We start from the raw sequence: 24138 nt of genomic DNA, 5'->3' as shown, positions 1-24138 counted from the left end.
CGACGGGGCCGGGCCACCGCGTCGCCGCGACGGCCCGGCCCGGTCTCACCAGGTGACCGGCAGACTCAGCGGGAAGCGGCGGATGGTGCCGTTGTCCCACTCGATGTCCTCGGCGGGGACGTCTAGGCGCAGTTTGGGGAAGCGGGCCAGCAGGCCGGAGACCGCGCTGTCCAGCTCCGCCCGCGCGAGCGGTGCCGCGAGGCAGTGGTGCCCGCCCCAGCCGAAGGTCATGTGCGGGCGCACGGGCCGTTCCAGGTCGAGTCTGTGCGGGTCGGGGAAGACGTCCGGGTCCCGGTTGGCCGCGAGGTAGGACACGTGCACGTAGTCGCCCGCGCGGATCGGGACGCCCTCGATCTCCGCGTCCTCCAGCGCGATCCGCGGGATGCCCACGCCCTTGCGGAACGGGATGAACCGCAGCAGCTCCTCCAGCGCGCCGGGGAACCGCCCGGGGTCGCGCGCGAGCGCGGCCATCTCCTCGGGCCGGGTCAGCAGCAGATAGGCGATGTCGCTGATCTGGCAGGTCGCGGTGTCGTTGCCGCTGAGGATGAGCGTCACCGCCAGGACCGCCAGCTCGTCGTCGCTCAGCGGTTCCTCGCCCTCCGGCACCGGGGCGGTGGCCAGCGTGCTGAGCAGGTCCTCGCCCGGCGAGCGCCGCCGGGCCGGGATCCGTTCGGCGAAGTACGTCCGCAGGCAGGCCTTGGCGTCGGCCGCGTCCTGCCGCGCGTCCGGCGAGGTGGCCAGCAGCCGCATGGTGTGCGCGCGCAGCTCGTCGCGGTCGGCCTCGGGGACGGCGAGCAGCTCGCAGATCGTCAGATGGGGCAGCGGTACGGACAGATGGGTGACCAGGTCCGCGGGCGGCCCCGCCTCGTCCATCGCCGTCAGCAGACCGGCCACCACCCGGTCCACGGCCGGCCGCATGGCCGCCACCCGCTCCCGGGTGAACGCCTGGGCCGCCACGTGCCGCAGCCGGGTGGCGTGCGGTGGGTCCGTCACGTTGATCGACTCGGGTGACACGATCGGCTCGGGCGTCATCCTCGGATAGTCGCGTCCGACGATCGCCGCCCGGCTGAACCGGGGATCGCACGTCACCTGGCGCACTCCGGCGAAGCTGGTCACCAGCCACGCCTCCGCCTCGCCGTAGGGCAACCGGATCCGGCTGACCGGGCCGCGCCGTGCCAGGGCGTCCAACGCTGGGTCGTACTCCAGTGCGTCGGCGAAGTCGAAGGGGCAGTCGAGCACTGCCGGGTCGTGGGACGACATACAGCCTCCTTTGTGCGCCGCCGGGCGCGTCGCTTCCGGGGGGCCGGTCCTACCCGTGCCGGCCGCTCAGCGTCGTCGCGGCGGCCCCGGGGGCGAAGGCGTGGTGCGGGCAGCCCCGGTCCTCCCCGGCCGACCTGGTGCGAGAGCTGTGTTCACTATGCGGTACGCCGACCGCTCTCGCACCACGGGCGCTCCGGGGGGCGATCCGGCTCAGGCCGTCATCAGCACGTTGACGAGGGCGATGACCACGCCGGCCACGACGGCGGCGACGACCACCCAGGGCCACATCGGGTGTTCCTCGGCCGGCTGGACCGCCGACGGAACCCTCGGCTGGACCGCCGACCCGACCGTCGGCTGGACCTCGGTGGACTTGGACACGGTGGCTCCTCGCGGGGCGGACGACGGGCGGACGGCGGCCGGACGGCCGGACGGCCGGAGGCTGGACCGGCTCCATCGTGGACCGTGCGGGGCCCGCGTCTCAGTCAGGGTGGCCACCGGACCCGCGGTGGAGTTTTCTCCACCCCGGTTCCCCACCCGCCTCTTCACCCCTCCTCCGCCCGGCCCGCCGCGGCACCGCATCGGCCGGGCCGACCGGGGAACTCGGTCGCCCGGGGCCCGGATGCCGCCGATCGGCGGAGGAGGTGGCGTTGCCGTGGACGACTGGGAGATGTGGGAGATGCGCGACGAGGTACGGCTGTCACCGCGCGAGCGGATGGCGCTGTTGCGGATCGAGGCGGACCTGCGACGGGACCGGCGGTTCGCGCGCCGTATGGGCGCCGCCCCGCGCGAGGTCTGGCTGCCGGTGGCGGTGCTGCTGCTGACGGCCGCGTCGGTGTTCGTCGCCGTCATGGGCATCCGCACCTCGGACCCCGCGTTGCTGTGGTGCTTCGCGCTGCTGTGGCCGCTGACCCTCTTCCAGGTGTTCCGGCTGCTGTGCCGGGCGACCCGCACCCGTCCCCGCTCCGGCGCCCGCACGCCCCCTGGCACGCAACCGTGGCTGTGAGACGCGGCCCTGAGGCGCCGGGGCGAGCCCGGACGCTCGGCGTGGACCCGAGAACGCGGACCCGAACGCGTGAGTCCACAGGCCGGCGCCGCCCGGCCCCCGCGGGCCCGGGCGGCGCCGTTCTCCCTCAGCCCTGGCTCTCCTTGCCCCGCCCCGTCAGCGCGTCGCGCATCCGGTCGACCAGACCGGCTCCCGGTGCCAGCAGCTTGTTGGCCGGGGGAGTGTCCGGTGCCGACGGGTGCGGACGGGTGGGCGCCATCTTCTTCGCCCGGCGGACCTTGTCGCCGAGGTCCATCAGCGCGTCCGGGGGACAGGCCGCCTCCAGCTGCGGGAAGAGGTTCTGCTCCTCGTCCGTCACATGGGACCGGATCTCGCTCATCAGCTGCGCCATCAGCGAGTCGAACCGCGGATCGTCCGCCTGGCAGCCCTCCAGGTCCTTCATGATCTGCTCGGCCTTGGCGTGGTCCTCCAACTCCTTGTCGGCCAGGGCGTCCCCGCCCGTCAGGTGCCGGCGCACCGCCGGGTAGAGGTAGGCCTCCTCGGCGACCGAATGGCGGACCAGTTCGATCGTGGCCTGGTCGCAGAGGTTCTTGCGTTCCTGGGAGCCGGGCGGCAGGGCCTCGATGCGGCCGAAGATCTCCTCGACCTCGCGGTGGTCCGTGGTCAGCTCCTGGATGACGTTTCCGCCGTGACCCATGGTCGTTACCTCCTGCGTGGAACGCGGCGGCCCGTGAACGGCCGGCCGTCGGCGCGCCGAGTGCCCCGGGCCGGGCGCGCTACACGGCTCGCCGCGCCCGGTCAGCGCATCGAGTGGCAGGCGGCGGCCGTCCGGCCCGCCCCGGACAGCGCCCACTCCCACCAGTGGTCCAGGATGTCCGGCGTCAGCGCGTCCGCCGCCACCAGCGCCGGCCAGTCCAGGGTGCGGGCCTGGGCGCTGACCTTGGCGCCGCCCGCCACCGGATCGACCGCGATCACCGGGGTGCCGGTGCGCAGGCCCAGCACCAGGCCGTGCAGCCGGGTGGTGACGACCAGGTCGAGGCGGGCCACGAGGGCGAGGAACTGCTCGGCGGTGGCGCACAGCCGCCAGTCGTCGGTGGCCAGCCGGGAGTCGGCCGGCACCCGCGCGCAGTCCTTCCCGGCCAGCCAGCCGGTGATCCGCTCGGTCACCTCCGCGTGCCGGCGGCGCACCCCGTACTCGCCCTGGCCGTGGGAGAGGACCACTCCGGCCACGGGCGGCAGCGGGCCCGCCGGGGCGTCGGCGGCGAGATCGCGCCGGGCCGGGGCCGCAGTGCCGTCCCGCGCGACGATCGCGTGGAAACCGGTGACCGCCGGGTCCGCCGGATCGACCACCGAGACCCCGGCCGCCAGTCGTCTGCACGACCCGAACCTTCCGTGCAGAGCGGCCACTTGCGGCCCGTGCACCGGACCGCACACGAACAGAAGGGTGTCGTACGCCCGCGGGTCGGCCGTCTCCAGCGACAGCTCACCGGGCCGGAAGCCGGGGCTCCACGCCGTCTCGTGCCGGATGCCCGCCCCCGTCAGCGCGGCCGACATGTGCCGCTGCGCGAGCACGTCCCCGGCCGTCGCCTCCCCGTCCCGGAAGCTGAACCAGCCGGTGAGCAGCAGCCGCTCCGGAGGCCGGCCGGGCCCGAGCAGGGAGCGCAGGACCGCCTCCGCGACATCGTCGTGCATCGGTTCTCCAGCGTGGTGGGCGGGGCGCAGGAGTCGCGCGAGTACCCCTGGGACCGGAGAATAAGAATCCAACGTGTGAATACAACTGGCAGGGGAACTCAGCTGCCAGTGCCGTCCAGCAAGCGGCGGCCTGTCAGGCCGGTCCTCCCGATCAGCGGGGACCCGGGCCGAGCCCTCTTCTTCCCAGCGGGCCGACGACGTCGGTCCCGGCGACGCGGTACGCGCCGAATCCCCAGGCAGGGGCGTTTCCGGGCGCGTTCGACGTGGACGAAGGAACAGCCCCATGACTGGTGACACACCGTTCTCCTGGCGGCGCGCCCTCGTGACCGGCGGCGCCGGCTTCCTCGGCTCCCACCTGTGCGAGCGGCTGTTGGATTCAGGTGTCGAAGTCGACTGCGCCGACAACCTGGCCTGCGGGCGGCGCGAGAACATCGCGCACCTGGAGGACCGGCCGGGTTTCCGGTACACGCACTGCGACGTCTGCGCACCCGACTGCCCCGAGCGGCTGGCGGGGCCGTACGACCTCGTCCTGCACTTCGCCTGCCCGGCCTCGCCCGCCGACTACCTGCGCATGCCCCTGGAGACCCTGGACGTGGGCAGCCTCGGCACCCGCAACGTCCTGGCGATCGCCGAACGCGACGGCGCCCGCTTCCTGCTCGCCTCCACCTCCGAGGTCTACGGCGACCCGCTCGTCCACCCGCAGCACGAGGGCTACTGGGGCAACGTGAACCCGGTCGGGCCGCGCAGCGTGTACGACGAGTCCAAGCGGTTCGCCGAGGCCCTGGTCACGGCACACGCCGGCACCAGGGGAACGGACGCCGGGATCGTCCGGCTGTTCAACACCTACGGTCCGCGCATGCGGGCCCACGACGGCCGCGCCGTGCCCACCTTCATCTGCCAGGCGCTGGCCGGCGAGCCGCTCACGGTCACCGGCGACGGCAGCCAGACCCGCTCGCTGTGCTACGTGGACGACACGGTCGACGGCATCCTGCGGGTCGCCGCGAGCAGGTCGGTACGACCGGTCAACATAGGCGGCAGCGACGAGATCACCGTCGCCGACCTGGCCCGCCGGGTGGTCGCCCTCACCGGCTCCCGCTCCCCGGTCGCGTTCGTCGACCGGCCCGTCGACGACCCCGGCCGGCGCCGGCCCGACACCACCCTCGCACGCGAACTGCTCGGCTGGTCGCCGCAGGTCCCCTGGGAGGAGGGCCTGAAGCAGACCATCGCCTACTTCGCGGCTCCGCCCCCGGATCCGGACCCGCGCGGGGAGGAACCGGCCCCGCGGTCCTGACCCCCGCACGTTCCCCGGCCCTGGAGACAGCGCATGCACGTCCTCGGTATCAACGCACTCTTCCACGACCCCGCCGCCGCCCTCGTCACCGACGGCAGGGTCGTGGCGGCGGCGGAGGAGGAGCGGTTCTCCCGCCGCAAGCACGGCAAGCGGCCCGTTCCCTTCTCGGCCTGGGAACTGCCCGGACAGTCGGCCCGCTGGTGTCTGGAGCAGGCCGGCCTCACCCCGTCCGACCTGGACGCCGTCGCCTACTCCTACGATCCGGCGCTGGCCCGCCCCGCCGACGAGATGGGGCTGCACGACCCCTGGGACCACCTGCGCCAGCAGTACGCCCGCGAGGCACCGGACTTCCTCGCCGAGGCCCTGCCCGGACTCGACCCGGCCAAGGTGCGGTTCGTCCCGCACCACGTCGCGCACGCGGCCTCCGCCGGGCCCGTCTCGCCGTACCCGGACTGCGCCGTCCTCGTCCTGGACGGCCGCGGCGAGTGCGGCTCCCACCTGGCCGGCCGCTGCACCGGCCGCGAACTGACCGTCCTCGGCACCCAGCGACTGCCGGACTCCCTCGGCCTGTTCTACGAGGACCTCACCCAGCACCTCGGATTCCTGCGCAGCAGCGACGAGTTCAAGGTCATGGCCCTCGCCTCCTACGGCACCCCGCGCCACGCCGGCCGGCTGCGCGCGTACGTCCACGCCGACGGCGACGGCGGCTTCCGGGCCCGCCCGGTGCCCTGGGCCGAGTTCGTCCCGCCCCGCCCGCCCGGCGGCGCCTGGAACCAGGACCACGCCGACCTCGCCGCGAGCGCCCAGCTCTGCCTGGAGGAGGCCATGCTGGCCCTCGCCCGGTGGCTGCGCGAGCGCACCGGCGAGGACGCGCTCACCATGGCCGGCGGTGTCGCCCTGAACTGTGTCGCCAACACCCGGCTGTGGCGGGAGAGCGGCTTTCGGCACGTGTGGGTGCAGCCCGCCGCCGGCGACGCCGGTACGGCCCTGGGCGCGGCGGCGTACGTCGCCGGGCAGAAGGACACCCTGGAGCCGATGCCGACCGCCGCGCTCGGCCGGGGCTGGAGCGACGCCGAGCTGCGCGCGTGGGTGGAGCGGGCGGCCGTACCGTACGAGGAACCCGCCGACATCGCCGAGACCGCCGCGCAGGCGCTGGCCGACGACGGGATCGTGGCCTGGTTCCAGGGGCGCAGCGAGTACGGGCCGCGCGCGCTCGGGCACCGCTCGCTGCTGGCCCACCCCGGCAAGGCGGAGAACCTGGAACGGCTCAACGCGGTCAAGGGACGCGAGGAGTTCCGGCCCGTCGCGCCCATGGTGCTCGCCGAGCGCGCGGGCGAGATCTTCGACGGGCCGCTGCCCAGCCCGCACATGCTGTTCGTGCACGACGTGGCCGCCGAGTGGCGGGCCCGCATCCCGGCCGTGGTGCACGTCGACGGCACGGCCCGCATCCAGACCGTGGACCGCGCCCAGGAACCCTTGGTGGCCCGCATGATCGAGGGCTTCGAACGGCGCACCGGACTGCCCGTGGTGGTCAACACCAGTCTCAACACCGCGGGGCGGCCCATGGTCGACGACCCCCGCGACGCCCTGGAGTGCTTCGGCTCGGCCCCGGTCGACCTGCTGGTGCTCGGCCCGTTCGCGATCCGCCGTGGGAAGGCCTTCGCATGACCGACGCCCCCGCCTACACCGTCGTCGTCCCGACGATCGGCCGCCCCTGCCTCGCCGAGTGCCTGCGCGCGCTCGCCGCGGCCGAGGGCCATCCGCCGCACGAGGTGGTCGTCGTGGACGACCGGCCCGCGCCCGACGGCGGCCTGCCCCTGGAACCGGCCGGGCAACTGCTCGACCGGGTACGCACCCTGCGCACCGGCGGCAGGGGGCCGGCCGCCGCCCGCAACGCCGGCTGGCAGACCGTCCGCACGCCCTGGACGGTCTTCCTGGACGACGACGTCCAGGTGCTGCCGGACTGGTCCCGGCGGCTCGCCGACGACCTGCGGCAGGCCGGCCCCGACGTCGGCGGAGTCCAGGGGCGGCTGCGTGTCCCCCTGCCCCTGGACCGCCGGCCCACCGACTGGGAACGCACCACCAAGGGCCTGGAGAACGCCGCCTGGGCCACCGCCGACATGGCCTACCGCACCGAGGCGCTGAAGCGGACCGGCGGCTTCGACGAACGCTTCCCGCGGGCCTTCCGCGAGGACGCCGACCTCGCCCTGCGCGTGCAGCGGGCGGGCTGGTCCCTGGCCCGGGGCACCCGGGTCACCCGGCACCCGGTCCGCCCCGCCCACTGGTGGGCCTCGCTGCCCGCGCAGCGCGGCAACGCCGACGACGCCCTGATGAACCGGCTGCACGGCCGCGACTGGTGGGACCGCGCGCAGGCGCCGCGCGGCCGGCTGCCCCGCCATCTGGTGGTCACCGGCGCCGCCCTCGCCGCGGCCGGCTGCGCCCTGACCGGGCGGCGCCGGGCCGCGACCGCCTGCGCCGCCCTGTGGACGCTCGGCACCACCGAGTTCGCCCTCGCCCGCATCCTGCCCGGGCCGCGCACCGCCCGCGAGATCGCCGGGATGCTCGGCACCAGCGTGCTCATCCCGCCGCTCGCCGTCCGGCACTGGCTGCGCGGAGCCGTCCGCCACCGGCACGCCGAGCCCCTGGGAGGTGCCGGGTGAGCAGGCTGTCCGCCGTCCTGTTCGACCGTGACGGCACCCTCGTCGTGGACGTGCCGTACAACGGCGACCCCGCCCGGGTGCGGCTGATGCCGGGCGCCGCCGCGGCCGTCGCGCTGGCCCGGTCCGCCGGGCTGCCGACCGGGGTGGTCAGCAACCAGTCCGGCGTCGGCCGCGGACTGCTCACCGTGGACCAGGTGGTCCGCGTCAACGAGCGCGCCGACGAACTGCTGGGCGGACTGGACACCTGGGTGTTCTGCCCGCACGCCCCCGACGCCGGCTGCGCCTGCCGCAAGCCCCGCCCCGGCCTGGTCCACACCGCCGCCGCCCGGCTGGGCGTACCGCCGTCCGAGTGCCTGGTGATCGGGGACATCGCCGCGGACGTGCTGGCCGCCCGCGCGGCCGGCGCGCGGGGCGTCCTGGTCCCGAACGCGGCCACCGCGCCGGCAGAGGTGGAACGTTTCGCCATGGAGAGCGCCCCCGACCCCCTCACCGCGGTCCGCGCGGCCCTGACGGCGGCGGGCCTCGCCCCGCCGCGACGGCCCCCGCACCCCCCGCCCGCGCGGACGGCCCCGGCCGGCGACCGGATGCGCTGGTCCCGCCAGGGCCCCGTGGTGGTCTCCGAGGGCCGGTGGTCCTCCGTGCGGAACGCGGAGACGCCTGAGGGCATACGGCCGTCCGGGCGCGCCGCGGTGGTCTCCCCGTCCCGGCGGCCGTCCGCGCCGGGTCCGGCGGCCCCGCACCGGACACGGTCGCCGGTGCCGGGTGAGGCGGCTTCGGGGGAGGCGCGGGCGTGCGCGTCGGGGGAGGCGGCGGAGGAGGAGTGGGCGGCGTCGGTGTCGCTGTCGGGCGCGGCGGCACCGGCGGAGTCCTCGGTGTCCGTCTCAGGCACGGCGGCACCGGCGGAGTCCCCGGCGTCCGTGCGGGGCGAGGTGGCCGTGGGGCGGGCCCTCGGGGGGTGGTCGGTGTGAAATCGCTGGTCGTCCGGCTCGACAGTTTCGGTGATGTGCTGCTCGCCGGTCCCGCCGTGCGTGCCGTCGCCGCCCGGTCCTCGCACGTCACCCTGTTGTGCGGCCCCCGCGGCGCGGACGCCGCCCGGCTGCTGCCCGGGGTGGACGAGGTGCTGGTGTGGGAGGCGCCCTGGGAGGGGTTCGACCCGCCCCCGGTCAGCCCCGCGGACATCGACGGGCTGGTGGGGCGGCTGCGTGCCGGGGCCTACGACACCGCGCTCGTCCTCACCTCCTTCCACCAGAGCCCGCTTCCCACCGCCCTGCTGCTCCGGCTCGCCGGCGTCGGCCGGATCGGCGCCGACAGCGTCGACCACCCCGGCCGGCTGCTCGACGTACGCCACCGGCGGCTGGAGGGCCGGCACGAGGCCGAGGCGGCGCTGGACACCGCCGCCGCGATGGGTTTCCTGCCGCCGCCGGGGGACGACGGCCGGCTGCGCGTCCTCCCGCCCCCGGACACCGGCAGCCTCACCGGCTACGGCCCCTACGTCGTCCTGCACCCCGGCGCCAGCGCCCCCGCCCGCGCCTGGAGCCCGCACCGCTGCGCCGAGGCGGTCGCGCTGCTCGCCGACGCCGGGCACCGCGTGGTCGTCACCGGCGGCCCCGAGGAGACCGGCCTCACCCGGCGGGTCAGCGGGGATCTGGCCGTGGACCTCGGCGGCCGGACCTCCCCGCGCACCCTCGCCGGCGTGCTGCGCATGGCCGACGTCGTGATCAGCGCCAACACCGGCCCCGCCCACCTCGCCGCCGCCGTCGGCACTCCGGTCGTCTCGCTGTTCGCGCCCGTCGTACCGGCCGGGCGCTGGGCGCCGTACGGCGTCCCCGTCATCCTGCTCGGCGACCAGTCGGCGCCCTGCGCGGGCACCCGGGCCCTCACCTGCCCGGTGCCCGGCCACCCCTGTCTGGACGAGGTCACCGGACAGGACGTGGTGCGCGCGGTGCACAAGCTCATCCAGGAGCGGCAGTCATGAACATCCTCGTCTGGCACGTGCACGGATCCTGGCTCACCGCCTTCGTGCGGGGCCCGCACACCTACCTCGTCCCGGTCACCGACGACCGCGGACCCGACGGGCTCGGCCGCGCCGTGACCTGGGACTGGCCGCAGAGCGTGCGGGAACGCACGCCGAGGGAACTGTGGGACTGCGACATCGACCTCATGGTCCTGCAACGCCCGCACGAACTCGACCTCGCCCTGCGCTGGACCGGCCGCCGGCCCGGCGTGGACGTGCCCGCCGTGTACGTCGAGCACAACAGCCCTGACGAGTCACCGGAGCGCCAACTCCACCCGCTGGCCGGGCAGTCGGCGATCCCCGTCGTGCACGTCACCCACTTCAACCGGCTGATGTGGGACAGCGGCCAGGCCCCCACCGAGGTCGTCGAGCACGGCATCGTCGACCCCGGCGCGCTCTACACGGGCACCGAGCGGCGCGCGGCCGTCGTGGTCAACGAACCCGTGCGCAGGGGCCGTACCACCGGTACCGACCTGCTGCCCCGGTTCGCCCGGTCCGCGCCCCTGGACGTCTTCGGCATGCGCACCGACGGACTCGCCGAGCACCTCGGCCTGCCGCCCGAGCGCTGCCGCACCCGGGACCTGCCGCAGCACGAGCTGCACCGGGAGATGGCCCGGTGCCGGGTCTACCTGCACCCCGTGCGCTGGACCTCGCTCGGTCTGTCCCTGCTGGAGGCCATGTTCCTGGGCATGCCCGTGGCCGCCCTGGACACCACGGAGGCCCGTGAGGCGATACCCGAGGGCGCCGGGGTGGTCTCGAACCGCCTCGACGTCCTGGAGGACGCCGTACGGGCCTTCCTCGCCGACCCCGGGCTGGCGCGCCGCACCGGCGCGGCGGCCCGGGCCGCGGCCCAGGGCCGCTACGGAGAGCGGCGCTTCCTGGACGACTGGGAGCGCCTGATCAAGGAGGTCACCCGATGAGCCGCATTCCGCACACGGCCGGACGCGTCGCCATGGTCTCCGAGCACGCCAGCCCCCTGGCCGCGCTCGGCGGGCCGGACGCGGGCGGCCAGAACGTGTACGTGGCGCAGGTCGCCCGGCAGCTCGCCCGCAAGGGATACCGGGTCACGGTGTACACCCGGCGGGACTCGGCGGGCCTCCCGGACCGGGTGACCCTCATCGACGGCGTGCAGGTCGTGCACGTGCCCGCCGGACCGCCCGCACCCGTACCCAAGGACGAACTCCTGCCCCACATGCCCGAGTTCGGCGACTTCCTGGCCCGGCAGTGGGCCCAGAGCCCGCCCGACGTGGTGCACGCCCACTTCTGGATGTCGGGCCTGGCCGCCCTGGCCGGCGCCCGCGACCCGGGCATCCCGGTCGTGCAGACCTACCACGCGCTGGGCACGGTCAAGAAGCGCTACCAGGGCGCCGCCGACACCAGCCCGCCGCAGCGCCTCGCCATCGAGGAGGCCATCGGCCACGAATGCGCCCGGATCATCGCCACGTGCAGCGACGAGGTGGCCGAACTGAAGGCCATGGGGCTGCCCGAGGACCGCATCAGCGTCGTGCCGTGCGGGGTCGACCCCGACCAGTTCGCCCCCGTCGCCCGCACCCGCCCGCCCGGCGCCCGCAGGCGGCTGCTGGCCGTCGGCCGGCTCGTGCCCCGCAAGGGCTTCGACCGCGCCATCCGCGCCCTCACCGACGTCCCCGACGCCGAACTCCTCGTCGCCGGCGGCCCCGAGGCCGACCTGCTCGGTACCGAACCCGAGGCCGAGCGCCTCTACGGCATCGCCGGCGAGTACGGCGTCCAGGACCGGGTCACCCTGCTCGGCGGGGTCAGCAGGGCCCGTATGCCCCGGCTGATGTCCAGCGCCGACCTGGTGCTGTCGCTGCCCCGGTACGAACCCTTCGGCATCGTCCCGCTGGAGGCCATGGCCTGTGCCACGCCGGTCGTCGCCACCGCCGTCGGCGGCCAGCTCGACACCGTCGTGGACGGTACCACGGGCGTCCTGGTCCCGGCCGACGACGACTACGACCTCGGCGCGGTCGTCCGCGCCCTCCTCGCCGACCCCGACCGGCTCGCCCGGTACGGAGCCGCTGGCCGCGCCCGGGTGCTCGGCCACTACACCTGGGACCGGGTGGCCGACGGCGTGGCCGCGGTGTACGGCGCCGTGTCCTCCATCCGCTCGCTCTCGGGAGTGGTCCGATGAAGAGCCGGACGAAGGCCGTCACCGACACGGCGCACGGGAACACCGCCACCGCCACCACGCACTGCGACGACCTCGCCAAGGCCCTGGAGGCGTTCCGCGACCACGGTCCGCTCATCGAGCGCTGGGGCACCGAACTCGCCCGGCGGCTGGGCGCGGGTGCCCGGCTGCTCGTCGCGGGCAACGGCGGCAGCGCCGCCCAGGCCCAGCACCTCACCGCCGAACTCGTCGGCCGCTACCGCGACGACCGGCCGCCGTTCTCCGCGGTCGCCCTGCACGCCGACACCTCCTCCACCACGGCGATCGCCAACGACTACGGCGTCCAGGAGGTGTTCGCCCGCCAGACCGCCGCGCACGGCCGCCCCGGCGACGTGCTCCTGCTGCTGTCCACCAGCGGCGCCAGCGCCAACCTGCTGGCCGCCGCCGACCGCGCGCACCGGCTCGGCATGACCGTGTGGGCGCTGACCGGACGGGCCCCCAACCCGCTGCAACTCGGCGCGGACGACGCGCTGTGCGTCGACGCCCCCCTCGGCGCCACCGTCCAGGAACTGCACCTGGTCGCCGTCCACATGCTCTGCGAGGCCTTCGACCAGGCCGTCGACCGGGGGGAGGCCGACCACTGGACGGCGGACACCGGTGCCGACGACCGGGCGGATGCGGATGCGGATGCGGATACCGGGGACGGGCCGGGCGGCGGGGGCGAGCGACGCGCCGAGGCCGAGCGCGTCGCCCGTGGCCGACGGGGTCTCGACGGCCGGCCGGACGCCGGCGGCGGGCCGGGTGCCGGTGGCCGGCCCGGTGCCGATGGCCGGCCAGGTGTCGATGGTCGGCCGAGTGCCAAGGGTGGGTCGGGTGCGGATGGCCGGCCGGGTGTCGACGGTCGGCCCGGTACCGATGGCCGGCCGGGTACCGACGGCAAACCCGGTGTCGTGGGGCGGCTCGTGGGCCGTGCCCGCACCGTCGGCCGGGCCGCGCCCGGCGCGCCCGCAGCCCCCAGGAAGGGACACACATGACCGCCTCGCAGACACCCCTGGTCGTCGTGGGCGACGCGCTGCTCGACCACGACCTGTGCGGCCGGGCCGAGCGGCTGGCCCCGGACGCGCCCGTCCCCGTCGTCCACGGCACCCGGCGCAGTTCCCGGCCCGGCGGCGCCGCCCTCGCCGCCTGTCTCGCGGCGGCCGACGGACGGTCCGTCACCCTGGTCACCGCCCTCGGCGCCGACGCCGCCAGCGACACCCTGCGGGAGCTGCTCTCCGGCCGGGTCGGCCTGGTCGAGGTGCCGCTGGAGGGCACCCTGAGCAGCAAGACCCGCGTCCTGGCCGGGGACCGGCCGCTGCTCCGCCTCGACGACGGCGAGGGCCGGGCCCGCGAGGCGACCCAGGAGGCGGTGTCCACGATCGCGGCGGCCGGGGGCGTCCTCGTCGCCGACTACGGCCGCGGTACCGCCGACGTCCTGCGGGACGCCCTCGCGCACACGGCCGCCCCCGTCGCCTGGGACCCGCACGTGCGCGGCCGGCCCCCGGTCCCCGGCGTCCGCCTGGCCACGCCCTCGGCCCAGGAGGCCCGCGCCTTCGCCCGGCAGCTCGACGACGCCGAGCCCGGCGACGCGGCCGGGCTGCGCACCGCCGCCCGGGACGCCCGCGCCCTCGTACGGGCCTGGCGGGCCCGGGCCGTCGCGGTGACCCTCGGCGAACGCGGCGCCCTGCTCTCCCACGGCGAGACCCCGCTGCTCGTGCCGACCCCGGCCGCCGCCACCGGCGACCCCTGCGGCGCCGGCGACCGGTTCGCCGCTGCCGCGGCCGGCCTGCTCGCCGACGGCGCCCTCACCGAGGCCGCCGTACAGGCCGCGGTCCACGCCGCCACCCGGTACGTCGCCGAGGGCGGCGCCCGCGCGGTCGCCGTCCCGGACCAGCCGGAGACGGCCGAGGAGGCGCCGGGCGACGGCGACACCACCGCGGACGCCGTGCGCACGGCCGCGCGGGTGCGGGCCGCGGGCGGCACCGTGGTCGCCGCGGGCGGCTGCTTCGACCTGCTGCACGCCGGGCACGTCGCCCTGCTCCAGGCCGCCCGCCGGGCCGGGGACTGCCTCGTCGTGTGCGTCAACTCCGACGACTCGGTCCGCCGCCGCAAGGGCGACGGCCGCCCCCTCGTCCCGGCCGTCGACCGGGTGCGGGTGCTGCGGGCCCTGGAGTGCGTGGACGCCGTGGCCGTGTTCGACGAGGACACCCCCGAACGCATCCTCGGTGAACTCCGCCCGCACATCTGGGCCAAGGGCGGTGACTACGCCCGGACCCGGCTGCCCGAACAGCCCCTCGTGGAGAGCTGGGGCGGCCAGGTCCTGCTGCTGCCCTACCTCGACGGCCGCTCCACCACCGGCCTCGCCCGGCGGGCGGCCCTGACCCCGGCACCCACGGGAGGAGACGCCAGGTGAGCACGGCGCAGCCCCCGGCCGGGCCCCGGCCCCCCGGTCCGGCAGACCGGGCGCCGGCCGAGCGGACCCGGCACGCCCCGCTCCGCGGGAACCGGTGTCCGCCGAGCGCCGGATGCCTGTCGCGCGCCCCGCTCCGGGGTGCCGCGCCGGGCCGTGGCACGGGTGCCGCGCGTCTGCTGCGGGTCTTGCACGGGGGAGGTCGGCTGGTGGGCGCCGGGAGCCTTCCGCGCACCCCCGGCCGGAACCGGCCGCCGGCCCCCGGCGCGAGCGTCCCGTCCGCGCCCCGCACCGCCGGCCGGGGCGTACCGCCCGCTCGGGCGGGCGGTGTGGGCGAACGGAGCCCGGCCCGCCGTCCGTCCCCGGCTTCCGCACGCAACGGAGGACCCCCTCGGTGACCCGCACCCCGAACCCCACCCCGCGCCCCCCGGCCGTCCTGATCCTGCGCGCCCTGGGCCTGGGTGATCTGCTGGCCGGTGTGCCCGCGCTGCGGGGCGTCCGGCGGGCCTTCCCCGGCCACCAGGTCGTCCTCGCCCAGCCGCCGGGGCTCACCGGACTCGCCCTGGAGACCGGGGCGGTCGACGCCGTGTTCCCGGCCGAGGCGCCGGGCCGCGCGGTGCCGGACCTCGGCCACTGGCCCGGCCCGCCCCCCGACGTGGCGGTCGACCTGCACGGCAACGGCCCCGAGAGCCGTGACGCCCTGGCCGCCCTCCGCCCGCGCCGGCTGCTCGCCCACGCCTGCCCGGACGGGCCGCCGTGGCCTGACCGGGCGAACGAACGGGACCGCTGGTGCGCCTTCCTGCACGCCTACGGCATCGCGGCCGACCCCCTGGACCTACGGCTGCCCCGGCCCGCCACCCCGTCCCCGGCCCCGGGCGCGGTCGTCGTGCACCCCGGCGCGGCCTCGGGCTCCCGCCGCTGGCCGGGGGAGCGGTTCGCCGCCGTCGTACGGTCCCTGCGCGCCGCGGGCCACCGCGTGGTCCTCACCGGCGGCCCCGGGGAGGACGACCTGGTCCGCTCGGTCGCCGAACGCGGCGGCCGGCGGGGCTGCGACGTGCTGACCGGCGGTCTGCCGCTCGGGGAGCTGTCCGCGCTGGTCGCCGGGGCCTCCCTGGTGCTCAGCGGCGACACCGGCCTCGCCCACCTCGCGGTGGCCCACGGCACCCCCTCCGTCACCCTGTTCGGACCGGTCTCCCCGCGCCTGTGGGGGCCGCCCCGGAGCCCGGACCACCTCGCCCTGTGGAAGCCCGGCCCGCCCGGCGACCCGCACGGCCGCACCCCCGACGCCCGCCTGCTGCGCATCGGCGCCGGTGAGGTCGCCGCCGCCTGTCTGACGCTCCTGCGGGACGTACGCGGCCGGCAGCGGCAGCCGGGACCGGAGGTGTCGCATGTCCGCTGAGCGGGCCCCGGACCGCGTGCACCGGCCCCCGACCGCCGGTGACCCGCGCGTCACGGTCGCCGTCATCACCCGCGACCGCAGCGCCAGCCTGGTGCGCACCCTGGCCGCGCTGGCCGCGCTGCCCGAGCGGCCACCGGTCGTCGTCGTGGACAACTCCCGCGACGACACCACCCGCCGCGCCGTGGCCGGCCACCCGGCGATCGCCCGCCTGCTGCGGCCCGCCGCCAACACCGGTGCCCTCGGCCGCAACCTGGCCGTCCGGCACGCCGGCACCCCCTACGTCGCCTTCAGCGACGACGACTCCTGGTGGGAGCCGGGCAGCCTCGCCCGCGCCGCCGACCTCCTCGACCAGCACCCCCGGCTCGGCCTGCTCGCCGCCCGCACCCTGGTCGGCGACGAGGCCGCCGAGGACCCCCTCAACGCGGTGCTCGCCGCCTCCCCGCTGCCGCTGGAACCGGACCTGCCCGGCCGTCCGGTGCTCGGGTTCCTCGGCTGCGCCTGCGTGGTCCGCCGCGAGGCCTTCCTGAGCGCCGGCGGCTACCACCCGTTGCTCTTCTTCGGCGGCGAGGAGACCCTGCTCGCCTACGACCTGGCCGCCGCGGGCTGGGGCGTCGCCTACGAACCCTCCCTGCGCGCCCGCCACCACCCCGAGGACCACGACCGCACCGGCCGCTCCTTCCTCGTCCGGCGCAACCACGTGCTGACCACCTGCCTGCGCCGCCCCTGGCCGGTCGTCCTGCGCGCCGGCGCCGATCTCGCGCTGGCCGCCGCGGCGGGCCGCCCGGGAGCGCGCCGCGCCCTGAAGGAGACCGTCGCCCGGCTCCCGGCCGCCCTCGCCCGCCGCCGGCCCCTGCCCCCGCGCGTCGAACACGCCGCGGGCCTGCTCGACCGCGACCCGGCCGCCCGCCCCCGGAGAGGCACCGGACGATGACCGGTACGACCGCGAGCCCCATGCCCGGAACCGCCTCGACCCCTCACGAGAGGGTGCCGCCCAACGCCCGCGCCCCCGATCCGGCCCGCCCACGCACGCGGAGCCCCCGGACGGCGACCATTCCACCCTGACTGACGACGCCGACCCGCCCCGACCCTCCAAGGCAAGAGGCCCGCCGACGACCACCCTCGGCCTGCCCCCCCGCGGCAGGACGCCGGACGGTGGCCACCCTCGGTCCGCCCCGCTCGCCCGCGGGAAGGCGTCGGACGACGATCACCCCCGCCCCGCCCCCCGCGGCAGGACGCCGGACGGTGGCCACCCTCGGTCCGCCCCGACCGCCCGCGGGAAGGCGCCGGACCACGATCACCCCCGCCCCGCCCCGACCCCCACGGCAAGGCGCCGGACGATCACGACGATCACGACCCCGCCCCCTGACCACCCACCCGGAGGCGCCGGACGATGACCAGTACCGCCCCCGAGGCCCCCACCCGGACCGCCGCCGACGACCGTACGACCGTCGTCCTGATCACCCACAACCGCCGTGACGAGCTGCTGCGCACCCTCGCCCTGCTGCGCCGGCTGCCCGAGCGGCCGCCTGTGATCGTCACCGACAACGCCTCCACCGACGGCACCGCCGAGGCGGTCGCCCGGGAGTTCCCGGAGATGACCCTGCTGCGCCCCGGCCGCAACCTCGGCGCCATCGGCCGCAACCTGGCCGTGCAGCGGGTGCGCACGCCGTACGTCGCCTTCTGCGACGACGACACCTGGTGGGCGCCCGGCAGTCTGCGCCGGGCCGCCGACCTGCTGGACGCCGGGCCCCGGCTCGCGGGCGTCACCGCGCGGATCCTCGTGGAACCGGAGGGCACCGAGGACCCGGTCGTGCGCGAACTGCGCGAGTCCCCGCTGTCCGGACCCGACTGGCTCCCCGGACCCGCCCTCGGCTCCTTCCTCGCCGCCGCCACCGTGCTGCGCACCGAGGCCTTCCGCGCCGGCGGCGGCTTCCACCCGGGCCTGTGGCTCGGCGGCGAGGAGGAACTGCTCGCGTGCGACCTGCTCCGCCAGGGCTGGTGGCTCGCCTACGCCGAGGAACTCACCGTCCACCACCACGCCTCCCGGCTGCGCGACAGCACGGCCCGGCGGGTCCTCGGACTGCGCAACACGCTGTGGTTCACCTGGCTGCGCCGCCCGCTGCTGCCGGCGCTGCGCCGTACCGGGCACCTCCTGCGGACCGTGCCCCGGGACGCCGCCTCCGCCCGCGCGTTCGCCCACGCCACCGCCGGACTGCCGTGGGTGCTGCGCCAGCGCGACCCCGTACCGCCGGACCTGGAACGCCGGCTCGCCGCACTCGAAAGAGCCCGCAGGAACTCACCCGCCCGGCGGTACGTCGGCTGAGACCCCGGCGGTACGACACGCCCGGGGACGTCGTTGCATCCCCCGCACCGCGCGGGCACAGTGATGTCCCGGTCAAGACGCGGCCGGCTGATCCTTCCTCCCGCCTCCAGGAAGCCCGATCCCCGTGGAAACCCGATCACCCAGGGAAGACGGTCAGCCGTCCCCCGCCCGCGTCCGCCCCGGCGGCCCCGCCCCGCTGCTCCTGCAGACCGTGCACGAGCACCGTCCGGGGCTCGGCGGCATCAGCGTCCTGAAGGCCCGGGGCACGGTCGACGCCTCCAACGCCCGGCTGTTCTCCGAAGCCCTCGCCGAGCACGTGGCCCATGCCGGCCAGGCTGGTGAGCACCCCCTGCTGGACCTGAGCGAGGCGTATCTCGCCTGTGCCGACGCGGTCCGCTCCCTGGACCGGGCGACCGGGGCCCTCGCGCACACCGGCCGCGCCCTGTCCGTCGTACAGCCCAGACCGCACGTCCGGGAGGCCCTGACCTCGGCCGGCCTGCCGGGCATCCGGGTGCACGCGACCCTGGCGTCGGCCCTGGACGCCCTGACATCCCGCGAACCGCCGCGGGAACGGGCGTACCAGCCGGCGTACGAACCGGCGCGCCCGGACCCCGGCGGCCTCGGATAGCGACCGCGCCGCCCGCCGCTTCGCCGCACGGCGCGGTGGATGGCGCGGCCGATGGCCCGGGGCCTACGGTGCGGGGTGGTGCACAGGTCGGGAAGAGGCCGATCGAGTTCTTTGGGACGTCCTGTCTGGGTGATGCGATGAAACCTTCTTCCGGCCGGCCTGCGGCACCGGCTCCCCTCGTGATCGAGTCCTCCGTCGTCGAGGGCCTGCCCGCCGAGGGCGCCCTCCTGCTGCGCATGTCGGGCAGCCTCGACGCCGACGGAGCCCAGGCCTGGTCGGAGGAACTGCGCGGTCACCTGGAACAGGCGGACCGCGCCGGACTGCGCCCCGTGCTCGACATGGCACACGTCCAGCTCGGCGGCGCCGCCGTGCTGCGCACGCTCAGCGAGACGACCCGGGCGCGCACCGGACGCCCCGACCTGATCATCGTCCGCGCCCGGCCCGGGGTCCGCGAGGCGGTGCACCTGGCCCGCCTGGAGGGCGTCCGGCTGTACGCCACCCTGGACGAGGCGCTGCACGAGCTGGCCCGCGTCGCCTCCCGGGTGGAGGAGCTGCCCGCCTGGCGGTCGCAGATGGCGGACCCGCTGCGGCCCTCGTACGAGGACCTGTACAAGGAGGTCCGCGCGCTGCGCGCCCGGATGCGGACCGCGCCGGTGATCGGCATGGCCCAGGGCACGCTCATGGTCCGCTACGGACTGCCGGACTCCGGCAGCGCCTTCCGGGCGCTGCGCGAGGCCTCGCAGCGGTTCAACGTGCCGCTGCGGGTCCTCGTCTCGGCCGTGGTGGTGGCCCGGCCCCCGGACGGTGACGTGTGGTTCCCGGGCCGCCGCTCGCTGCCGGTGCCACAGCTGCGGATGCTGGCCCGCGGCGGCCGGGACCCGCGCTACCGCCGGCAGATGATCGACGCCGTCCTGCACGAGGCGCTGGCCATCGGCAAGGCGCCCGCCGGGTACGTGCAGTTCGTGGACCCGGCCGTGAACGCCCTGATGCTGGAGACCCACTACGGCTGCGCGGAGACGTTCCTGGACCAGCTCGTGCGCGGCCGGGGCGACGGCACGGCCGACGCGGCGGCCCGGGTCCGGGGCCGCCAGGTGAGCGTGCCCGACGTCGCGACGGACGCGCAGCTCTCCGACGACTGCCGGCGCGCGCTGCTGACCACCGGCACCCAGGCCGTGCACAGCGTCCCGGTGCTCTCCTCCGCCGGCTCGTGCACCGGCGTGATCACCCTGCACTGGCCCGACGCCGGCCACCGGACGACCGCCGGGCAGGCCGAGGCGTTCGCCCTGCTCGCCTCGGACACGTCGGCCTGGCTGAGCTGGTACCACCGCTCGGTGCTCCTGGACGCCCTCGAACACCTCCACCGGGCGCTGACCCGCCCCACGCCGTGACCGCGGTCCACGGCCGGTGTGCGTCACCCGCGTCCCCCTGGGAACCCGGACCCCGTACGGAGCACGCACCATCACGCACCATCCGGAGGGAGTCCGGCGCATGTCCAATCCGCAGCAGCCCGAACAGCGGCGCAGTGACAAGGGTGGCGCCACCCCGCAGGACAGCGGCGAGCTGAAGGCCCGCCAGCCGGCCGGCCGGGACGCGGGCGGTCGCCCGCACGGCTCTGACAAGGCAGGAAAGGGCGGCAAGGGCGGGGGAGAGGGCGGCGGGGTGCCTCCGGCACAGCAGCCCGACCACCCCTGACCCCGACACTGCCCGATGCCTGCCGGACGGCCCCTCCGCGGGGCCGTTCGGCATGTCCGGCCGGGTCCGGGCGCCACGCGCTAGGCTCCGGAGCATGCGGATCTCCGTCTCCTCCGACATGGACGAACCCGTGGCCCGTCTGCTGGTCGCGGAGCTGCGGCGCCGTGGCCACGAGGTCCGGGAGCACGGCGCGTTGACACCCGGGGCTGACGCGCAGTGGGCGGTCTGCTCGGAGGCCGCCGCCCGGGACGTGGCGGAGGGCGCGGCCGACCAGGCGGTCGTGTGCTGCTGGACCGGTACCGGCGCGTCCATCGCGGCCAACAAGGTTCCGGGCGTGCGCGCGGCGCTGTGCGTGGACGCCGGCACGGCCGACGGAGCCCGGCGCTGGAACGACGCCAACGTCCTCGCGCTCAGCCTCAGGCTCACCTCGGAACCGGTGCTGAAGGAGATCCTCGACGCCTGGTTCGCGGCCGAGCCCAGCCAGGATCCCGAGGACCGGCGGAACGTGGCCCGCGTCGACCGCCTGGACGCCGCCCGGGACTCTTCCTAGGGGCGTACGGCGGTGCGGCGCGGGCCGGGTCGCCGGGATCGGTGGGCGGGGCCGGGGCTCAGTGGGCGCCGAGTCCGCCGCCGCCGAAGGAGCCGCTGGAGCCCTTGCTCCAGCGCGGACGCTCCTTCGACGCGCTCGTCCGGGTGTCCATGTTGGTCAGCTCGTACGGGGTGAGCGGGCGGTCGCCCTTGGGGATCTGCGGTATCTCCGCGGACTCCCGATTCTCCCGTACCTCGTGCACCGGCCCCTCCGGCGGCAGCTTGGGCTGTTCCTCGGGGCGGGGGCGCGGCGACTCGCGGTATCGGACGCGCGAGGTCATCCAGAAGCCGCCGGCGAGCAGCGCGAGCACCGCCACGGCCACGATGAAGAGGAAAAGGCTCATCAGGCCGCTCGCCGCGGCCAGCTGCATCGATGCAGGGTTCATAGAGGAGGAATACCCTGCCAGAAGCGGACGAACCCGGACATTATGGGTTGCGGTGGAGAGCCGGGCGGTGTCCGCCCGGTCGGCCCCTGGGCACAGTGGTTTGCGGCCGCCTGCCCCGGCTACCCGCACGGGGTGACATCGCCGACTTCGCAGCAGCTCTACCGGTTCCTGGAGGACCGTTTCACCTGTGCCCAGGCGTGCACTGAGTGCGCCCGGGCCTGTGCCGTGCGCGCGAGCCTGGTCGACCCGGACGGGAGTGAGCACCAGGAGCGGGCGCGCCGGCTGGGCATCATGTGCGCCGAGGTGTGCGACGCCACCTGCCGCGTGCTGTGCGAGGAGAACCGGCAGGACGAGGAGAGCATCCGGGTCCGGGTGGACTGGTGCCGCTCGGTCTGCCTCGACTGCGCCCGGGCGTTCGACGAGCACCCCGGTGCCGAGTCCGCCGCGGCGGCCTGCCGGGCCTGCGCCGACGCCTGCGCCGCCTTCCTGGAAACGCTCAGGTGAGGGCCCCGACATCCCTAATTTCTGAAACGCGTTCTACGGTGTGCGCCGTCAGGACCGCCCTTGGGGAGCCTGGAGGCGCCGTGCACCTCGACCACACGCCCGAGCAGCAGCGGTCGCGCACCGAACCGCGGACCTACTTCGCCGATCTGGTCCCGGACCACGCCTACGCCCGGTACGCCGACCCGGCCGCGCAGAAGCGGTTCTACCGCGACACCATCCGCCGGCTCGGCGCGGACGGCTGGCCCGAGGAGTACGGCGGGCGCGGGATGACGGCGATGGAGCAGTTCATCTTCTTCGACGAGGCCGCGCAGGCCGGCGTACCCCTGCCGCTGATGGCGCTCAACACGGTCGGGCCGACGATCATGCGGTACGGCACGGACGAGCAGAAGGCGTACTTCCTGCCGCGCATCCTCTCCGGGGAGATCGACTTCGCGATCGGCTACAGCGAGCCCGGCGCGGGCACGGACCTCGCGTCCCTGAAGACCCGCGCGGTCCGGGACGGCGACGCGTACGTCGTCAACGGCCAGAAGATCTGGACGACCAACGGCGACACCGCCGACTGGGTCTGGCTGGCCGTGCGCACCGACCCCGGAGCCCCGCCGCACAACCACGTCACGGGTGTCCGCCTGACCGGAACGCCCTGCCGGGTCGCGTCGGCCTGGCTCTCATGATGACTTCCCCTGATGTCGCGGCAGGGCGGTGATGGAGAGGACGCAAAGAGCCTGACTCTCGCCGGTGCTACGACAGGGTCCGTGGCTCTGGCACACCACTGGGCCGTTCACCTGGATCAGATGTAACGGTCGTTCTGCCGGACGACCACCAACCGAGGGCACATCTCCGACTGGGGTCACCCGCTAGTCACCGTGCTCGTCCCGCAGCAGGCTGCGACGCTCCTGTTCCCGCTTGGAGTAGGCGGCTGCCCGGATCGCCTCGTCGCTCTCCAGGCCCGATCCCAGCGCGCCGCCCACCGTGGCGACCGAAGCGACGAACCAGGACAGCGTCCAGTATTCCGTGGCGTGCAGCGGCGTTCGCGTCGTGGAAGCGAACACCCGGTCGTTCAGGATGAACAGCGCCCACACCAGGTTGATGACCATCAGACCCACGTAGCAGACGATCACCCCGATACCGACGGTCACGATCGTCGAGGCGTTGTAAAGAGCCGCCCTCTTGCTCGCCTCCGGCGAAACCTCATCCGTTCGATGCCACAGGTTCGCGTCCACGATCAGCCAGCCGATCATGAGGGCGACGGACCCGACCATGGCGATCACCAGGCGTGGCGTGCCCAGGGAGGTGGCCAGGGTCCAGATGGTGGAGTTCACGGTGGCGACCGCTCCCGTGGCGAGTGCGGCGGCCAGGGCCTTCGACAAGCCCGGCACCAACCGCCACGGCTGGTTGGCGCGGACCATACCGCCGAGCACCCTCAGGTAACCGCGCGGCCCGCTTACGACGTACCGCAGATCGGCGATCTCCTCCTCACCGATCCGACCCGGACGGATAGGCGCGAGACGACCGGCGAAGGGCCCCCGCAGCGGTTGACTTCCCGCAGGCCCCTCAGGCCCAGTGGCCGGCGGGCCCGCCAAGCTGAGCACGGCTTCTTCCACGGCCTGGCGGGCCCTGGTCTGCAACCGGAAGCCGCCCAGCGTGGGAAGAGACAGCAGCGCCAAGCCGTGTTCGTGACTCAGATCCACCACGAGCTTGTGTCCGTGCGAGTGCAGCGGAAGGTCGGTGAGGGCCACGACGACGTCCCAATGCTCCCCGCTCCCGCGGTCCTTGATCCGGCGGGTCAACGTGGACAGGTCCTCGGTCCCCGCGGTGAAGGGTTCGCTGACCACCTCGACGTCGAACCGTCGCCCCTGGCCCGACCTGTCGGCGAGCCGGTCAGGAAGCATCTGGGCCATGCGCTGCGCGATCTCCGTCGGCGCGTCCGGATCCGCCAGGAGAGCCACGACCGTAACGTCCTGAGACGACACCCGCATGACTCCTTCTCGTCGGCTGCCCCCGCGATCGCACGTGGCCACAGGATGCCCCCGAGGTAACGCCGACGCCGCGTGACACGCTGGCCCCTGCCGGCAGGCGCGGGCGGTACGGTCAGATCTCCTCGACCTCCCCCGTGCAGGACCCGTC

Annotated in this window: 24 protein-coding genes and 1 pseudogene; 19 read left to right on the top strand and 6 right to left on the bottom strand. The window is 75.6% G+C overall.

The annotated features are described in order from the left end of the window. Positions 1 to 45: 45 nt before the first annotated feature. Positions 46 to 1260, bottom strand: coding sequence for a cytochrome P450 (locus AQJ11_RS24045; protein ID WP_014670880.1), 1215 nt, complete (start codon positions 1258 to 1260; stop codon positions 46 to 48). A 210-nt stretch (positions 1261 to 1470) separates the two neighbouring features. After that, positions 1471 to 1638 carry a hypothetical protein gene (locus AQJ11_RS49915; RefSeq protein ID WP_167360875.1) on the bottom strand — a complete coding sequence of 56 codons (168 nt, stop codon included), beginning with the start codon at positions 1636 to 1638 and terminating at the stop codon, positions 1471 to 1473. Positions 1639 to 1912: 274 nt separating this feature from the next. Here AQJ11_RS49915 and AQJ11_RS24040 point away from each other — a divergent pair, with 274 nt between their 5' ends. After that, positions 1913 to 2263, top strand: coding sequence for a DUF3040 domain-containing protein (locus tag AQJ11_RS24040; RefSeq protein ID WP_059264334.1), 351 nt, complete (start codon positions 1913 to 1915; stop codon positions 2261 to 2263). Positions 2264 to 2390: 127 nt separating this feature from the next. On the opposite strand, the gene AQJ11_RS24035 is transcribed toward AQJ11_RS24040, so the two are convergent. Together AQJ11_RS24035 and AQJ11_RS24030 are read right to left on the bottom strand one after the other, a co-directional pair. Next, positions 2391 to 2960 (bottom strand): hemerythrin domain-containing protein, encoded by a 570-nt coding sequence (locus AQJ11_RS24035; protein WP_014670877.1) that lies wholly within the window; start codon positions 2958 to 2960, stop codon positions 2391 to 2393. A 101-nt stretch (positions 2961 to 3061) separates the two neighbouring features. Further along, positions 3062 to 3955, bottom strand: a complete 894-nt coding sequence (locus tag AQJ11_RS24030) for a polysaccharide pyruvyl transferase family protein (RefSeq protein ID WP_059264333.1) — start codon at positions 3953 to 3955, stop codon at positions 3062 to 3064. Between the two features lie 283 nt (positions 3956 to 4238). Here AQJ11_RS24030 and AQJ11_RS24025 point away from each other — a divergent pair, with 283 nt between their 5' ends. The 16 genes from AQJ11_RS24025 to AQJ11_RS23950 all read left to right on the top strand — a co-directional run bounded on the left by AQJ11_RS24025 (position 4239) and on the right by AQJ11_RS23950 (position 21086). Further along, a complete protein-coding gene (locus AQJ11_RS24025) occupies positions 4239 to 5246 on the top strand; it encodes an NAD-dependent epimerase/dehydratase family protein (protein WP_014670875.1) in 1008 nt (335 codons plus the stop codon). Between the two features lie 33 nt (positions 5247 to 5279). Next, positions 5280 to 6914, top strand: coding sequence for a carbamoyltransferase family protein (locus AQJ11_RS24020; protein ID WP_059264332.1), 1635 nt, complete (start codon positions 5280 to 5282; stop codon positions 6912 to 6914). Beyond that, positions 6911 to 7906: a glycosyltransferase family 2 protein gene (locus AQJ11_RS24015; RefSeq protein ID WP_058079361.1), complete on the top strand. Its 996-nt coding sequence runs from the start codon at positions 6911 to 6913 to the stop codon at positions 7904 to 7906. The genes AQJ11_RS24020 and AQJ11_RS24015 overlap by 4 nt, the downstream gene beginning before the upstream one ends. Then, on the top strand, positions 7903 to 8874 hold the full coding sequence (locus AQJ11_RS52435; RefSeq protein ID WP_059264331.1) for a D-glycero-alpha-D-manno-heptose-1,7-bisphosphate 7-phosphatase: 972 nt from the start codon (positions 7903 to 7905) through the stop codon (positions 8872 to 8874). The genes AQJ11_RS24015 and AQJ11_RS52435 overlap by 4 nt, the downstream gene beginning before the upstream one ends. Continuing rightward, on the top strand, positions 8871 to 9881 hold the full coding sequence (locus tag AQJ11_RS24005; RefSeq protein WP_014670871.1) for a glycosyltransferase family 9 protein: 1011 nt from the start codon (positions 8871 to 8873) through the stop codon (positions 9879 to 9881). Before AQJ11_RS52435 ends, AQJ11_RS24005 begins: the two co-directional genes overlap by 4 nt. Continuing rightward, on the top strand, positions 9878 to 10840 hold the full coding sequence (locus AQJ11_RS24000) for a glycosyltransferase (protein ID WP_014670870.1): 963 nt from the start codon (positions 9878 to 9880) through the stop codon (positions 10838 to 10840). The genes AQJ11_RS24005 and AQJ11_RS24000 overlap by 4 nt, the downstream gene beginning before the upstream one ends. Continuing rightward, positions 10837 to 12069 (top strand): glycosyltransferase, encoded by a 1233-nt coding sequence (locus AQJ11_RS23995; protein ID WP_014670869.1) that lies wholly within the window; start codon positions 10837 to 10839, stop codon positions 12067 to 12069. The genes AQJ11_RS24000 and AQJ11_RS23995 overlap by 4 nt, the downstream gene beginning before the upstream one ends. Next, positions 12066 to 13079: an SIS domain-containing protein gene (locus AQJ11_RS52730; protein WP_059264330.1), complete on the top strand. Its 1014-nt coding sequence runs from the start codon at positions 12066 to 12068 to the stop codon at positions 13077 to 13079. Before AQJ11_RS23995 ends, AQJ11_RS52730 begins: the two co-directional genes overlap by 4 nt. Continuing rightward, the gene (locus tag AQJ11_RS23985; RefSeq protein ID WP_059264329.1) at positions 13076 to 14497 is read left to right on the top strand and encodes a PfkB family carbohydrate kinase; all 1422 of its coding nucleotides are present in this window, start codon (positions 13076 to 13078) and stop codon (positions 14495 to 14497) included. Before AQJ11_RS52730 ends, AQJ11_RS23985 begins: the two co-directional genes overlap by 4 nt. Positions 14498 to 14888: 391 nt before the next feature. Further along, positions 14889 to 15893, top strand: a complete 1005-nt coding sequence (locus AQJ11_RS23980; RefSeq protein WP_059264328.1) for a glycosyltransferase family 9 protein — start codon at positions 14889 to 14891, stop codon at positions 15891 to 15893. Then, the gene (locus AQJ11_RS23975; protein ID WP_059264327.1) at positions 15883 to 16824 is read left to right on the top strand and encodes a glycosyltransferase family 2 protein; all 942 of its coding nucleotides are present in this window, start codon (positions 15883 to 15885) and stop codon (positions 16822 to 16824) included. Before AQJ11_RS23980 ends, AQJ11_RS23975 begins: the two co-directional genes overlap by 11 nt. Before the next feature lie 459 nt (positions 16825 to 17283). After that, positions 17284 to 18216: a glycosyltransferase family 2 protein gene (locus AQJ11_RS23970; protein ID WP_059264326.1), complete on the top strand. Its 933-nt coding sequence runs from the start codon at positions 17284 to 17286 to the stop codon at positions 18214 to 18216. A gap of 124 nt (positions 18217 to 18340) precedes the next feature. Beyond that, positions 18341 to 18844, top strand: a complete 504-nt coding sequence (locus tag AQJ11_RS23965) for an STAS domain-containing protein (RefSeq protein ID WP_059264325.1) — start codon at positions 18341 to 18343, stop codon at positions 18842 to 18844. Positions 18845 to 19023: 179 nt separating this feature from the next. Beyond that, the gene (locus AQJ11_RS23960) at positions 19024 to 20232 is read left to right on the top strand and encodes an ANTAR domain-containing protein (protein WP_059264324.1); all 1209 of its coding nucleotides are present in this window, start codon (positions 19024 to 19026) and stop codon (positions 20230 to 20232) included. Between the two features lie 100 nt (positions 20233 to 20332). Next, a complete protein-coding gene (locus AQJ11_RS23955; protein ID WP_014670861.1) occupies positions 20333 to 20536 on the top strand; it encodes a hypothetical protein in 204 nt (67 codons plus the stop codon). Positions 20537 to 20630: 94 nt separating this feature from the next. Next, entirely contained in the window at positions 20631 to 21086 is a 456-nt protein-coding gene (locus tag AQJ11_RS23950) for an RpiB/LacA/LacB family sugar-phosphate isomerase (RefSeq protein WP_059264323.1), read from the top strand. A gap of 58 nt (positions 21087 to 21144) precedes the next feature. On the opposite strand, the gene AQJ11_RS23945 is transcribed toward AQJ11_RS23950, so the two are convergent. Further along, positions 21145 to 21510 (bottom strand): DUF6479 family protein, encoded by a 366-nt coding sequence (locus tag AQJ11_RS23945; RefSeq protein WP_237280755.1) that lies wholly within the window; start codon positions 21508 to 21510, stop codon positions 21145 to 21147. A 132-nt stretch (positions 21511 to 21642) separates the two neighbouring features. On the opposite strand from AQJ11_RS23945, the gene AQJ11_RS23940 reads away from it, so the two are divergent. Both AQJ11_RS23940 and AQJ11_RS23935 read left to right on the top strand, forming a co-directional pair. After that, complete coding sequence (locus AQJ11_RS23940; RefSeq protein WP_014670857.1) at positions 21643 to 22014, top strand: four-helix bundle copper-binding protein; 372 nt, start codon at positions 21643 to 21645, stop codon at positions 22012 to 22014. A gap of 80 nt (positions 22015 to 22094) precedes the next feature. After that, a pseudogene (locus AQJ11_RS23935) lies at positions 22095 to 22631 on the top strand (acyl-CoA dehydrogenase family protein); the annotation flags it as partial. A gap of 237 nt (positions 22632 to 22868) precedes the next feature. On the opposite strand, the gene AQJ11_RS23930 reads toward AQJ11_RS23935, so the two are convergent. Further along, positions 22869 to 23990 (bottom strand): hypothetical protein, encoded by a 1122-nt coding sequence (locus AQJ11_RS23930; protein WP_208616599.1) that lies wholly within the window; start codon positions 23988 to 23990, stop codon positions 22869 to 22871. Between the last annotated feature and the right edge of the window lie 148 nt (positions 23991 to 24138).

It is taken from the genome of Streptomyces corchorusii (genome assembly GCF_001514055.1).
Lineage (GTDB): Bacteria > Actinomycetota > Actinomycetes > Streptomycetales > Streptomycetaceae > Streptomyces > Streptomyces olivaceoviridis.
The sequence above is the reverse complement of the archived record's forward strand: the minus strand, read 5'-3'. Positions and strand labels throughout refer to the sequence as shown.